Consider the following 12480-nt stretch of genomic DNA (forward strand, 5'->3'; position numbering starts at 1 on the left):
TCGCAGGCCTCAGAAGGCATAAGTCAGCCGGGTGTAGTAGTACCCGCCGGTAAAACCATAGGGCGAATAGGTGCCGTAGCTGGCGAGCATGGTGCTGCTCGGCACGCCTTGTTTCTTGGGGTAAATGTCGAAGAGGTTCTTGGCGCCGATGGCCAGGTTGAGGTCTTTGGTGAGGTTGTAGCCAAGGTCGAGGTCGGTGATCCATTTGGCGCTGTAGACGCGGTCCAGGTCGCGATTGGCCGAGGCGTTGACTTCCTTGTAGGCGCCGTAGCGCGTCAGGGCCAGGTTGAGGTTCACGCGCCCGATGCTCCAGTCACCGCCGAGGATCAGCTTGGTGTTGGGTTGCACGTCGGTGATCAGGTTGCGCGCCTCGCGGTCCATCAGCTCGTAGGAGGTGCCGAGGATAGCGGTCGATTCTTTGTAATTGAGGATCTTGGTCTGGTTCCAGTTGAACGCGGCCGTCCACTTCACGGCACCGAACGCGCCCAGGTCGTGGTTGTAGCTGCTGACCAGGTCCAGGCCCTTGGTGCGGGTGTCGGCACCGTTGATGAAGTACTGGCCGCCAGAGGTGGAGTTGACGCCGTTGTTCTGCAGCACCTGGGTGACTTCCGGCCCGAGCAAGGTGCCGGTGAGGGTGATGCGGTCGCGCAGGTTGATCACGTAGGCATCGGCGGTGAAGCTCAGGCGGTCGGTGGGGGTGAGGGTCAAACCGAGGCTGAAGTTGGTGGAGCGTTCGGGCTTGAGGTCCTCGGCGCCCAACGCCTTGGCCGCCGCCGAACCGACTGGCAGTACGCCGTAGTTGATCGACTGGTACACCCCGTCGACCACGCCATAGGTGGTCGAGCGCGCACTGAACAGGCTGTTGGCCAGGGACGGCGCACGGAAGCCATTGCTCACGGTGGCGCGTACGGCCAATTGCGGCGTGAAGTCGTAGCGCGTGGTCAATTTGCCGCTGCGAGTAGCACCCACGCCCTGGTTGTAATGCTCATAACGCACGGCGGTGCCCACGTACCAGTCCGGCAGCGGGTTGAAGCTCGCATCCACGTAACCGGCGACGCTGTTGCGCGAGGCGGTGCTTTCTTCGTCCGGGGAAATGCCGTTGGTGACCTGGGCCCCGGACGACGCGCAATTGCCCGGTGCCACGCAGTAGCCGCCGTTGGCATAGGACGCGTAGTCACCGGCCTGCACCTCATAGGTGTCGCGCCGGTGCTCGAGGCCATAGGACAGGTCCAACGGCTTTTGCAGGCCGATATCGAAGCCGCGCTTGAAGTCCAGGTTGGTGGTCAGCTCGGTGGAAATCCAGGTGCCGGAGGTGAAGCTGTTCGGCGTGGCCTCGCCCAGGGACGGGTTCTGGTTATGGGTGGTGCCCTGCTCCGCTTCGTTGCGCCCGTAGGTGGTGGACAGGTCCCAGTCCCACTCGCCCACGGTGCCTTTGCCGCCGAAGGCGGCCTGGAAATCGTCTTCGTCGATGTACCAGGTGGGCGTGTAGCCGGCCGGATAACCGTTGGGCCCGGTGGTGATGGTGTTGGTGATGGTCGGCAGGCGAAAGTTCTGGCCCTGCTCGGCCTTGCGCCGTGAGTAAGTGGTGAAGGAGTACAGGCTCAGGCTGTCGTCGATCGGCAGTTCGGCGTTGTAGCCCAGGGTCAGCAGGTTGGTCTTGGGCGTGCCGTAGCCGCCGTAAGTGGACTTGCCGGCCAGGCCGTAGGCTTGCTCATAGCTGTAGCCGTTGGCGCTGGCCTTGTTGTCGTCATTCTGGCTGCGCGCATCCAGGGCCAGTTGCACGATGCCGCCGTCGCCGATTTCAAAGCCTTTGTTGAGGCTTTGCTGCACGGTCTGCTTCTTGCCGTCATAGCCAAGGCCGGCGTTGGTCATCGAGGTGCCGCTGGTGTCGGCCTTGAGGATCACATTGATCACCCCGGCGATGGCGTCGGAACCATACTGGGCGGCGGCGCCGTCGCGCAGCACTTCCACATGGTCGATGGCGCTGATGGGGATCAGGTCCAGGTCAGCCGGTGCGGCGCCGGTGTTGATGCCGTTGATGTTCAGGGTCGCGCTGGTATGACGACGCTTGCCATTGACCAGTACCAGCACCTCGGCGGCGCTCAAGCCACGCAAGTTGGGCGCGCGGGCAATGCCGCTGGCGTCCCAGCCGGTTTTTTCCGGTAGCGTCAGCGATGGAATCACCGCACTGAGCGCTTCCATCAAACCGGGTTTACCGGTGCTTTGCAGTTGTTTGGCGCTGACCACATCGATAGGCACCGGGCTGCTGGTGACCGTGCGTTGCTCGGCGCCACGGTTACCGGTGACGACCACGGTGGACAGGGTGCTGTCGCCCTGGGCCTGGGCCGCGGCGGCCAGCAGGGACAAGGTCAAGGCTGCGGTGGGGGGTAGAACATGCTTCATCGCTGATCCCGGTTTTTCAAATCGCAGGGTCGGGCAGGCACGCGCCAGACGCGGCATGGCCGGTGTTCAAGGTGTGGGTGCGGTTTGAATTAGGTGTGGGGCGAGCGAGGGGCTTGAAGGGGCAACATACGTTGAACTCCGTTCCAACGATTCTGCTGCCGGGGATTACCCGGTCAGGTGCGCAGAATCTGAATCACGCTGGGTACCATCCGGGGTTTGGGGTAGGCTGTTGAGACCAAACATAACGGAATGAATTTCAAAAATATAATGCTATTTGGGCATAAGCTAATATTTGTTAATTTCATTATTTATAAATATCTTTATTCATATAAATAATATTTTAGACATACAGAGATTCAAATGTGGGAGGGGGCTTGCCCCCGATAGCTGAGTGTCAGTCACTGCATCCACAGCTGATCCACTGCTATCGGGGGCAAGCCCCCTCCCACATGGGTACGGCGTTTACTGAACGGGCCGCAACAGCTGCATCTGCTGGCGGTAATCATCCGTCACCTGCCGTGCCTGGCTGCTGCTGGTAATCACCCGTGGGGTAATCAGCACGATCAACTCCGTGCGGTCCTTGGATTTGCTGGTGTTGCCAAACAACCAGCGCAGGCCGGGAATCTTGCCCAGGTACGGCACGGCGCTGACGCTCTCGGCGTTGTCCTGCTTGATCAGCCCACCCAACAACACCGTCTGCCCGCTTTGCACGGCGACCTGGGTCGATACCGAGCGCGTGGAAATCCGTGGATTGACCGGCGTTTCACTGTCGCTGCCCGCGCTCTGTGCATCGCTGACCTGCTGCTGGATATCCATGTACACCAGGCCGCCCGGATTGATGCGCGGCACCACGTCGAGGATCACGCCGGTCTGCACGTATTCGACGCTGCTCAAGGTGGTATCGGCGTCACCTGTGTTGACGGTGGTTTGGCTGATGGGAATGTTGTCCCCCACCTGAATCTGCGCCGGCTGGTTGTTCATCACTACCAGCGACGGCGCCGACAGCACTTGGGTGCGGCCGTTGGTTTCCAGGGCATGCAGGGCCACTTGCAGGTTGGAGCTGACGAAGGAATAGAATAACGAATCCGCCGCCCCCAACCCTGCCCCGCCACCGCCCAACGCGCCCTGGCTGCCGGAGGCGTTGGCGACCGTGGTACTGGTGGAGTTGCCGGCCAGGCGGCCGAGGTACCACTGCACGCCAAGGTCGAGTTCGCCGGTCAGTTTGACTTCGAGAATGCGCGTCTCGATCTGCACTTGCAGCGGTGGGTTGTCGAGGCGCTTGATCGCCGCTTCGATTTCTTTCCATTGCGCCGGACGCGTGCGCACCAGCAGTTGGTTGCTGCTTTTTTGTGCGGTGATACGGGTGCCGGTTTCGAGGTCGCTGATCGGCGCCGCCGGGGTCTCCTCGCTGCTCTCCTGCGTGGGTTCCTCGGCGGCGGGCGCGGGGGTGTTGGCCTGCAGCCCTGCGCTGGTGGACGAGGACAGCGTAGTGGTGCGCAACCCCGGCGCGACCTTGGCCGGGGTGTCGTCCTTGATCGCGCCATTGCCGTAGATCTGCCGCAGGTACCTGGCCAGGTCCGCGGCCTTCATGTTGCGCACGTCGTACACGTACATCTGCGGCTCATTGCCGCCGCCCTCGTCGATGGTGCGAATCCAGTCACCCACTTCGCTGAGGTACTGGGGCTGGGAAGAAATCGCCACCACCGAGTTGGTGCGCTCCACCGGCAAGAACCGCAGCATGCCCGCCAGGGGCGTGCCGCTGTCGGCGCCGAACATGGCTTGCAGCTCGGGCATCAGCTCGGCCACCGAGGCGCGTTGCAGGCCGAACACGCCCACCGACATGCCCTTGAGCCAGTCCACATCGAAGGTGTCGATGGTGTCCTGGTAGTTGGCCAGTTCTTCCGGCGTGCCGGCCAGGCTCAGCACATTGCGCGCCGGGTCCACCAGCAGGAAGGCGTTCTCCCGGGCGAAGGGCTTGAGCAGTTTCTGCATCTCGGTGGCGGAGATATAGCGCAGCGAGAACAGGCGTGCCGAGAGGCCGCTGGCGGGCTGCGCCACGCGCATCTGCGGCACCAGCTTACCGGCCACCGCCTGATTGGCCGGCAGGATTACATAGCGGTTGCCCTGGCGGATCATGGCGTTATCGGTCCAGGACAACAGGGTTTCGAGGATCGACAGCGCCTGCTGCTTATCCACCGGTTTGGAGGTGGAGAAGCTGACGTTGCCCTTCACGCCTTGGGCGATGCTGTAGTTTTCGTGCAGCAGGTCGCCCATTACGCTGTTGATCACCGCTTCGATGGGCTGGTCCTGAAAGTTGAACACGATGTCGCCGCCCGCCTCCTTCAACGCAGGCGTTGATGCAGGCGCGCGCAGGAACTGCTGGTTGCCGCGAATCAACTGGCGCGGCGCGGGTGACTTCGCCTCGGGCTGGGGGCTTTGCAGCACGGGCGCTTCGCTGGGTGGGCGTTGCGAACCGGTGCCCTGCAGGGCTTCGTGGAGCAGTTCTTTATCCGGGTCGAGGCGGTCGGGCAACGCACCGCAGCCGCCGAGGGCGACGGTGGTGGCCAGGCAAAACAACGGGGTGCGCATATCAATCAAGGGAGGGGCTCGCGAGAAGGAGAAATCGAGGGCAACCGCTTGCCGTACAGGCTCAGGGTCTGGGTGCGTCCGTCCAGGGCGAAGCGCGCCGATTGCGGGGTGAGGTGTTCCAGGCGCCAGCCGTTGGGCAGGCTCTGGCCCAGGCGCACCGTCAGGGGTGGGCCGTCGGCTTGTTTAAGCATGACCATTTGCAGGTTGCCGGTGATCAAGATGCCGCTGAGGCTCAGGCTGGACAGGCTGGTGACCCGCGCTTTGCCCGCCACACGGTCAGGGCTGCGATCCGGGCTGAACAGCGGCGCCTGCCAGGTACCGGCGAGGTCGGCCAGGGCCACCGTGGGCGGCGCCTGCAGGTTGACGGCGGGCTGCACCGGCGCGGGCTCCTCGGGCAACCACTGCGGTTCATCGCCGATGCTGCTGAGGATCACGGCCATCAACAGTCCCAATAGCCCGGCCAGGCCGAGCAAGCCCCACTCCAAGGGGCGCAGTGTGCCGTTCATGGTGCCACCCGCGCCGGTTGCAAGTAGCCGCGTACCAGCAGGTTCACCACCAACTTGCCCGCCCCGCCCCGTGCGGGCGCCTCGCGACTGCGCCGGATGCGCAGCTCATCGACGAACAGATACGGCGGCTGATACTCCAGCGCATGCAGAATCGCGGTCAACGGTTCGATGGCGCACTCAAGGGTCAGGCTGACCTTGACCTGGCGATACGGCTCGCCAGCGTCTTGCCCCGCGGTGATGGGCTTGCGCTGGGTCAGGCTGCAACCGCCGCCACGGCCGGCCTGGCTGGCGATCAGGTCGGCGAGGCGCTGCATCAGGTCGGCGGCGACCACGTCGGAGTCGTCCCCCGGCAACAGGCTGGCGCTGCTGGCCGGGTCCTGCCGTGCCTGCTCAAGCTGCTGGCGCAGTGCATCGCCCTGGCGCAACAGGCTGGCATAGCGTTGCTGTTGTTCGCGCAACTGTTCGGCGTGGGTACCCATGCTGCGCAGCGGCCCGGCGAACCAGCTGTCGATCAACAGCCAGTAGGCTGCGCCCAGCACAGCGGCCAGCACCAGCAAGGCGGCTCCGCGACGTTCACGGGGTGTGAGGGGTCGGCGCATCGGCAGCCTCCTGGCGCAAGTGGGCACGCAGGGCAAACTGATCCTTGCCGGTGCGCGCATCGGGTTGAATCACCCCTTCGAACTGGGCGTTTTCCAAACGGTGGCAGCCTTTGATCCGGGTAATCAGGCCGCTGGCCTTGGCGCTTTGACCGGCGATGGAAATCTCACCGTCCTTGACGTCCAATTGCTCAAGCCAGGTGTCGGCCGGCAGGCAGCGGGTCAAGTCATTCAGCAGCCCGGCCAAGGGCGGCTGCGCCAGTTTGCGGCGCGTGAGGTACTGCGCCGCGCCCTGGGTGTTGAGCAGTTGCTGGCGCAGGGCATGCACCTGGGCCACCTGGGCTTTTTGTTGCTGGACACTGTGCTGCATGGCATCGAGGACGCGCTGGCGGTCGTTGAGCCACAACAGCATCGCCGCGATCAGCAAGGCGCCGCACAGCCACGGCAGGCTGCGTTGCAAGCCTAAGCCCTGTGCGCGTTGACGCGGGCGCAGGCCAGCGGGCAACAGATCGATGCCCATGCCTGCCACATCCACCCGATGAGGCCGCAGGCCCAGGGTGGCGCAGTCGGCGAGAATCTGGTTCAGGCGTTCGCGCAGGATCGCTACCAGCGTCACCTCAAGGTGCGTAGCGGTGCGCTGTTCCTGGCGCACGACGAAGTACAACTGCTCGGCATCGAACGGGGTATAGCGGTCCAGTTCATACCCCACCACATTGGCCAGGTTGCGCGCCGCGGCCAGGGGCAGGTGCACGGTTTGCCGCAGCACGTCGTCAGGGCCGAGCATCAGCACCTGGCGCGCATGGCCCGCATCGACCGGCGCGCTCAGCGGCCAGTGATGGATGCGCTCCGGCGGTTCCTTGAGTGCCAGCCAGCCCGGCACACAGCCGCGCAGCTCCGTGAGCCACAGGCGCCAGGCCTGTTGGGCCAGGCTGCCGCGCCAATGGCGGGCGATAGGTTCGAGTCGATTCATTCTTGCCACCGCAGCACCCGATAGGGCTGTGCGCTGTCCTCCGCTGGGCTCAGTGAAACGGTGATGCGCACGCGCGCCTGATAACCGCCGGGGCGCTCGGCGCGGCTGTCGATTTCCACCACTTGGCCGGGGTCGGCGCCCTCGGCATTGCGGCTTGGCAGGTTGAGCGCGTTGCGCATCAAGGGGCTGGCGAACGCCGGATCGGGTCGATCCAGGTCGCTCCACAAGGTGATTTCGGGCAGCAATTGGCTGTAGAGCGCCTGGGTCATGCCCGGCAGCTGACGCACTTCTTCGAGCACCCGAAACGGCGCCAGGCCTTGTGTACGCCGGGCCTCGAGTGCCTTGACCCATTGCTGCGCCTGGACCGGCGTGGCGCCGCAGGCCAGGGCCAGGCGCGTGAGGTCATCGGCCGAGGCGTTGATCAGGTACAACTTGCCGCGCTCGCTGCGCAGCCTCACCTGCAGCCGCGCGTCGTCAAAACCCAGCGCCATAGCGCGCCCATCGGCCACCCAGTGCTGTTGCGCCATCACCATGGCGATGCCGGCCTGGGCCGCCAATTGCGTCTGGGTATGCTGTTTGAGCCACAGGGCCTGGCGGCTTTGCAACTGCACCCAACCGGCCAGGCCGCCGAGCAACACGCTGAGCAATGCCAGCACCCACAGCACCAGCAGCAACGCCGCACCGCGCTGGCGCTTCATTCTTCCAGGCTCCCACTGGACAGGTTCAGGCGCAGCGCAATCACTTGGGTGACCCACGGCACCGGCCCGTTGACGTTGGCCACGATGCGCACCGCATACGGCAAGCGCCTCGGCCAGGGCCAGTCAGCGACCCAACCGGTCGGCTGGCCCAGGGGCGACAGGCCGCGGTAGCTGAACTGCAGCTGCTCGACATGGTTGAGCAGCACCTGCGGTTCGACGCGGGCGGGATTGATGTGGGATTCCAACTGTGCGAACTGCACCTGCAAGGCCTGGTCGACCTGCTGCAGGGTAAAGCGCTGGATACCGCCGCCGAGCACACCGGGCAAGGTCGACACAAACTGCAGGCGCTCGGCCGTGCCGCTGAAAAAGCCCTCGGCCTGGCTGTCGTCTTCCGTCACATCCAGGGGCAGCGCCTCGCTGATGGCGGTGCGCAGGAACTGCTGGGCGGCACGCATTTCGTCCAGGCTGACGGTGTAGCGCTGGGCCTTGGTCACCGCACGATTGGCGCCCAGCAAGGCGCCGCCGACCAGCACCAGCAGCACTGCGAGCAAGCTGAGTACCACGAGGATTTCCAGCAAAGTGAAGCCCTGCTCGCGGCGCTTCACAGGCGCGCCTTCAAGGTACTGAAATGCGCCTGGTGCGGGCCTTCGCTGACGGTCAGGTCGAGGCGATACAGCTGCGGCTGTTGGCGGCTGAGGGTCAGTTGCCAGTGGATGCCATCCAGTTCGCCCTGGCGCACACCGCTGTCGAGGCGGCCGGCGGTTTCCTGATCAAGCACCGTGAGCGCCGCATGCGCCAGCCGATCACTGCGCGCCACCTGCGCCAGGGAACGCGCGCTCTGGCCGAAGGCGACCAGCAATACGCTGCTGCACACCGCCAGCAGGGTCAGGGCGGCGAGCATTTCGAGCAGGGTGAAACCGGCCTGGCGCTTCATGGCAACGCCTTGGACTGCACGCTGCCGGTCAGCCAGCCGATATCGATGCGCCAGCGCCGAGTGCCGCTGACCAACAACAGGTTGCCGCCGGTGGAACTGCCGTCAGGGTAGAACTCAACCGCCGAGCCGGCCTGCTCGGCGGTGTGCACGCTCAGTTGCAGCGCTTGCGGCCAGTGCAGCGGCGCCCGGCCAGGCGCGCTGAACGCACGGTTGGGCAGATCGAACTCGGTACGCGCCGCCTGGCCGCTGATAATCGCCCCGGCCCGCGTGGTGCGCAGCGCCTCGACCATCTGCCCGACCACCCGACGCTCCTTGGCCGCTTGCAGGCCCTGGCGCAGCCCGACGCTGAGCAAGCCGGCAGCAAGGCTGATCAGCAGGATCACCACCAGCATTTCCAGCAGGGTAAATCCACGCTGGGCCATGGGCCGCTTATTCCCAATTGCCCAGGTCGGCACTGTAGCCCTCGCCGCCGGGTTGGCCGTCCTGGCCGTAGAAGATCAAGTCAAAGGCGCCATGCTCACCGGGAAAGCGATAGCCGAACGCGTGGCCGAACGGGTCTTTCAATTCCGACGGCTTGGCGTAGGGCCCGGCCCAACCGGACGCCGTCGCGGGCTTGTCCACCAGTTGTTGCAGGCTGGTGGGCGGCGAGCCAACGTCCAGCGCGTAGCTGTCGATCTTCATGCTCAAGCCGGCGAGTTGGGCCTTGCCCGCGCCGTACTTGCCCTTGTCCACATTGCCGCCGACCTGGCGTACCACGATGGTCGCGACAATGCCCAGCAGCACGATCACGGCAAGCATTTCCAGCAGGGTAAAACCGCTTTGGCGGCGTCGGGCATTCATCGTTATAGCTCCTTGAAGTTCATATATGGCTGGTGAGGCTCATCAGCGGCAGCATGATCGCGAGCATGATCACCGCCACCAGCACCGCCATGACCACGGTCAGGGTGGGCACCAGTGCGGCGAGCAATCGGTCGATGCCGCGCTTGGCCTCGACGTCGAAAATATCGGCAACCTTGAGCAGCATGCTGTCCAGTTCACCGGCCTGTTCACCGACCTCGATCATTTGCAGCGCCAGTTCGGGCAGCAAGGGTTGGCCGCCAAACGCCTGGCCGAGGCTGCCACCGGCTTTCACCGATTCGGCGGCCATCGCCACCTGCGCCTGCAGCGCACGGTTGCTGCAGACCTGCCGGGCAATCACCAGCGCCGGCAGCAGCGCCACGCCATTGCTGAGCAAGGTGCCCAAGGTGCGCGTCAGCCGTGCCGCTTCGACCCGTTGCAGCAGCGGGCCGAGCACGCGCAGGCCGAGCACGCGGCGATCACAGCGCTCGCGGCGGCGCGGGTCGCGCAGGCCGATGACCAGCGCCCACAGCAGGGCAATCAACCCGGCCAGCACCAGTAGCCCATAGGCGCCGAGAAACTCGCCGAGCCCCAGGATCACTTCGGTGATCAGCGGGATCGGCACGCCCAGGTCCTGGAAAATCGGCACGAATTGCGGCACCACGTACGCCAGCAACAGCGCCAGCGAACCCAGCACGCCCACCACCAGGAACGCCGGGTAGATCAGCGCGTTGATCACCTCGCCACGCAGGCGCTGGCTGCGCTCCAGGTAGTCGCTGAGCTGGCGCAGGGTACGCTCCAGCGCGCCGCCCGCCTCACCGGCGCGCACCATGCTCAGGTACAGCGGCGAGAAGCTGCCGCCCTCCTGTTCCAGCGCGGCCGATAACGGTTTGCCGGCCTTGACCTCGTCGCGGATGCGTTCGATCAAACCGCGCACCTGGGGCGAGCCGGGCTGCTTGAGCAGCAGGCCGAGGCAGCGTTCCAGGGGCTGGCCGGCGCCGAGCAAGGTCGCCAGTTGTTGCGTGAAGCTGACCAGGCCCGCGCCTTTCAATGCTCCGCGCGCGGGGCTCAACAGGGGCCGGCCCGCTGTCTCGATCTGCAACAGCAGCAGGCCGCGCTTGTGCAATGCGGCGACGGCAGCGGCTTGGTCCTTGGCTTGCAGGGTGCCGTTGTGGGCGACACCCTGGCTGTCGAGCGCACGAAACTTGAACAGCGTCACGCCGGTTCCCCACGGGTGACGCGCAGCACTTCTTCCAGGCTCGTGACGCCGGCCAGCGCCTGGCGCAAGCCCTCTTCATACAAGGTGCGCAAGCCGGCGCGGCGAGCGGCTTGCTCGAGGGTAGCGGCGTCGGCGTGGCGCATCAACAGGCCGCGCACTTCATCGTTCATCACCAGCAACTCGGTGAGGGCGCTGCGGCCATGGTAATCGCCGTGGTAGAGCAGGATCGGGCGCTGGTCGGTCAGACGGTCCAGGCCGTGTTCTTCGATCAACGCGGCTGGCGCTTCGAACGCGACGCGGGTGGCCGGGTCCAGGCGGCGCACCAGGCGCTGGGCAAGGATGCCGCTGACGGTCGAGGCAATCAGGTAACTTTCGACGCCCATGTCCAGCAGCCGCGTGATGCTGGCAGCGGCGCTGTTGGTGTGTAGGGTCGACAGCACCAGATGGCCGGTGAGTGCGGACTGGATGGCGATGCGGCAGGTTTCCAGGTCACGGATTTCGCCGATCATGATCACGTCCGGGTCCTGGCGCACGATGGAGCGCAGAACACCGGCAAAGTCCAGGCCGATGGCCGGTTTTACCTGGATCTGGTTGATGCCTTCGAGCTGGTATTCGACCGGGTCTTCGACGCTGATGATCTTGCGCTCAGGGGTGTTGAGGCGCGACAACGCGGTGTAGAGGGTGGTGGTCTTGCCGGAACCGGTCGGCCCGGTCACCAGCAGAATGCCGTGGGGCCGTTCCAGCAGTTCAAGAAAAGTGGCCAGGCGCTGACCATCGAAACCCAGGCTGGGGAAATCGAACTGCACGGTCTGCCGGTCGAGCAAGCGCATCACCACCGATTCGCCGAAAGCGGTGGGCACCGTGGACACGCGCAAATCCAGTTCCTTGCCCTGGATACGCAGCATGATGCGACCGTCCTGGGGCAGGCGGCGCTCGGCAATATCCAGGCGCGCCATGATCTTCACCCGGGAAATCACCGCTGCCGAGGAGCTGGCCGGCGGCGCCTCGGCGTCGTGCAGCACGCCGTCGATGCGGTAGCGCACCTTGAGCTGGTGTTCGAAGGGTTCGATGTGAATATCCGAGGCGCGCTGCTCCACGGCGCGCTGCAGGATCAGGTTGACCAGGCGGATCACTGGCGCTTCGGAGGCCATGTCCTTGAGGTGCTCGATATCTTCCAGCGCACCGCCCTGCTCGCCCAGGTTCTCCACCAGTGTGCCCATGGCGGATCGGCCCTGGCCGTAGTAGCGCTCGATCAGGCTGTCGACTTCCGTGCGCGGGCCGATGGCCAGCCAGATCGGCACCTGGCAGGCATAGGCCAGGGCCTGGAATGGATACAGCTGGGCCGGGTTGGCCGCGAGTACGCGCAGCCCGCCATCGGCCCAACCGATGGGCACCAGCTGGTAGTGGCGCATGAAGCGCTCGGTCAGCGCGGGCATAGGGTCGAGCAACGGCGGCGCCGCATCGGCGTGCACCAGCGGCGCATCGAGCAAGGCGGCCCAGGCGCGGGCCAGTTCGATTTCGCTGACCAACCCCAGGCGCGTGAGCAGACCGAGCAGGTCGCTACCCTCGGTGGATAAGCGTCTGGCGCGGTCCAGGTCGACGGTCTTCAGCCCTGCATGCGCCATCAACCATGCGCACACCTGCTCGGTGTGCGGGACAGGCATCTGGCAGGCATTGATGGGGGCTGACGACATAATGAATGTGATATCTGATAGGGCGAGAAGTATG

Annotated in this window: 12 protein-coding genes; all 12 read right to left on the reverse strand. The window is 65.1% G+C overall.

Annotation, left to right across the window (positions count from 1 at the left end):
- Positions 1 to 9: 9 nt before the first annotated feature.
- The 12 genes from C4J86_RS16690 to C4J86_RS16745 all read right to left on the reverse strand — a co-directional run bounded on the left by C4J86_RS16690 (position 10) and on the right by C4J86_RS16745 (position 12416).
- Positions 10 to 2403 carry a TonB-dependent siderophore receptor gene (locus C4J86_RS16690; protein ID WP_124371215.1) on the reverse strand — a complete coding sequence of 798 codons (2394 nt, stop codon included), beginning with the start codon at positions 2401 to 2403 and terminating at the stop codon, positions 10 to 12.
- Between the two features lie 462 nt (positions 2404 to 2865).
- The gene (gene gspD / locus C4J86_RS16695; RefSeq protein ID WP_124372449.1) at positions 2866 to 4992 is read right to left on the reverse strand and encodes a type II secretion system secretin GspD; all 2127 of its coding nucleotides are present in this window, start codon (positions 4990 to 4992) and stop codon (positions 2866 to 2868) included.
- 5 nt (positions 4993 to 4997) lie between these two features.
- The gene (locus C4J86_RS16700) at positions 4998 to 5498 is read right to left on the reverse strand and encodes a general secretion pathway protein GspN (protein ID WP_124371216.1); all 501 of its coding nucleotides are present in this window, start codon (positions 5496 to 5498) and stop codon (positions 4998 to 5000) included.
- Positions 5495 to 6097 carry a type II secretion system protein GspM gene (gene gspM, locus C4J86_RS16705; protein ID WP_124371217.1) on the reverse strand — a complete coding sequence of 201 codons (603 nt, stop codon included), beginning with the start codon at positions 6095 to 6097 and terminating at the stop codon, positions 5495 to 5497. The genes C4J86_RS16700 and gspM overlap by 4 nt, the downstream gene beginning before the upstream one ends.
- On the reverse strand, positions 6072 to 7064 hold the full coding sequence (locus tag C4J86_RS16710; protein ID WP_124371218.1) for a type II secretion system protein GspL: 993 nt from the start codon (positions 7062 to 7064) through the stop codon (positions 6072 to 6074). Before C4J86_RS16710 ends, gspM begins: the two co-directional genes overlap by 26 nt.
- Positions 7061 to 7762 carry a general secretion pathway protein GspK gene (locus C4J86_RS16715; protein WP_124371219.1) on the reverse strand — a complete coding sequence of 234 codons (702 nt, stop codon included), beginning with the start codon at positions 7760 to 7762 and terminating at the stop codon, positions 7061 to 7063. The genes C4J86_RS16710 and C4J86_RS16715 overlap by 4 nt, the downstream gene beginning before the upstream one ends.
- On the reverse strand, positions 7759 to 8367 hold the full coding sequence (locus C4J86_RS16720) for a prepilin-type N-terminal cleavage/methylation domain-containing protein (RefSeq protein WP_124371220.1): 609 nt from the start codon (positions 8365 to 8367) through the stop codon (positions 7759 to 7761). The genes C4J86_RS16715 and C4J86_RS16720 overlap by 4 nt, the downstream gene beginning before the upstream one ends.
- On the reverse strand, positions 8364 to 8696 hold the full coding sequence (locus C4J86_RS16725; protein WP_124363481.1) for a type II secretion system protein: 333 nt from the start codon (positions 8694 to 8696) through the stop codon (positions 8364 to 8366). The genes C4J86_RS16720 and C4J86_RS16725 overlap by 4 nt, the downstream gene beginning before the upstream one ends.
- Entirely contained in the window at positions 8693 to 9118 is a 426-nt protein-coding gene (locus C4J86_RS16730; protein WP_124371221.1) for a GspH/FimT family pseudopilin, read from the reverse strand. Before C4J86_RS16730 ends, C4J86_RS16725 begins: the two co-directional genes overlap by 4 nt.
- A 7-nt stretch (positions 9119 to 9125) precedes the next feature.
- Complete coding sequence (gene gspG / locus C4J86_RS16735; protein WP_124363483.1) at positions 9126 to 9536, reverse strand: type II secretion system major pseudopilin GspG; 411 nt, start codon at positions 9534 to 9536, stop codon at positions 9126 to 9128.
- 19 nt (positions 9537 to 9555) lie between these two features.
- Positions 9556 to 10752, reverse strand: a complete 1197-nt coding sequence (gene gspF / locus C4J86_RS16740; RefSeq protein WP_124371222.1) for a type II secretion system inner membrane protein GspF — start codon at positions 10750 to 10752, stop codon at positions 9556 to 9558.
- Positions 10749 to 12416, reverse strand: coding sequence for a GspE/PulE family protein (locus C4J86_RS16745; protein ID WP_124371223.1), 1668 nt, complete (start codon positions 12414 to 12416; stop codon positions 10749 to 10751). Before C4J86_RS16745 ends, gspF begins: the two co-directional genes overlap by 4 nt.
- Positions 12417 to 12480: the final 64 nt, after the last annotated feature.

Source organism: Pseudomonas sp. R2-7-07 (assembly GCF_003852355.1).
Classification (GTDB): domain Bacteria; phylum Pseudomonadota; class Gammaproteobacteria; order Pseudomonadales; family Pseudomonadaceae; genus Aquipseudomonas.

Bases quoted from the DNA above. Each gene is read 5' to 3' on its own strand.
- C4J86_RS16690 (WP_124371215.1), bottom strand. From the start codon at position 2,403: ATGAAGCATGTTCTACCCCCCACCGCAGCCTTGACCTTGTCCCTGCTG.
- gspD (WP_124372449.1), bottom strand. From the start codon at position 4,992: ATGCGCACCCCGTTGTTTTGCCTGGCCACCACCGTCGCCCTCGGCGGC.
- C4J86_RS16700 (WP_124371216.1), bottom strand. From the start codon at position 5,498: ATGAACGGCACACTGCGCCCCTTGGAGTGGGGCTTGCTCGGCCTGGCC.
- gspM (WP_124371217.1), bottom strand. From the start codon at position 6,097: ATGCGCCGACCCCTCACACCCCGTGAACGTCGCGGAGCCGCCTTGCTG.
- C4J86_RS16710 (WP_124371218.1), bottom strand. From the start codon at position 7,064: ATGAATCGACTCGAACCTATCGCCCGCCATTGGCGCGGCAGCCTGGCC.
- C4J86_RS16715 (WP_124371219.1), bottom strand. From the start codon at position 7,762: ATGAAGCGCCAGCGCGGTGCGGCGTTGCTGCTGGTGCTGTGGGTGCTG.
- C4J86_RS16725 (WP_124363481.1), bottom strand. From the start codon at position 8,696: ATGAAGCGCCAGGCCGGTTTCACCCTGCTCGAAATGCTCGCCGCCCTG.
- C4J86_RS16730 (WP_124371221.1), bottom strand. From the start codon at position 9,118: ATGGCCCAGCGTGGATTTACCCTGCTGGAAATGCTGGTGGTGATCCTG.
- gspG (WP_124363483.1), bottom strand. From the start codon at position 9,536: ATGAATGCCCGACGCCGCCAAAGCGGTTTTACCCTGCTGGAAATGCTT.
- C4J86_RS16745 (WP_124371223.1), bottom strand. From the start codon at position 12,416: ATGCCTGTCCCGCACACCGAGCAGGTGTGCGCATGGTTGATGGCGCAT.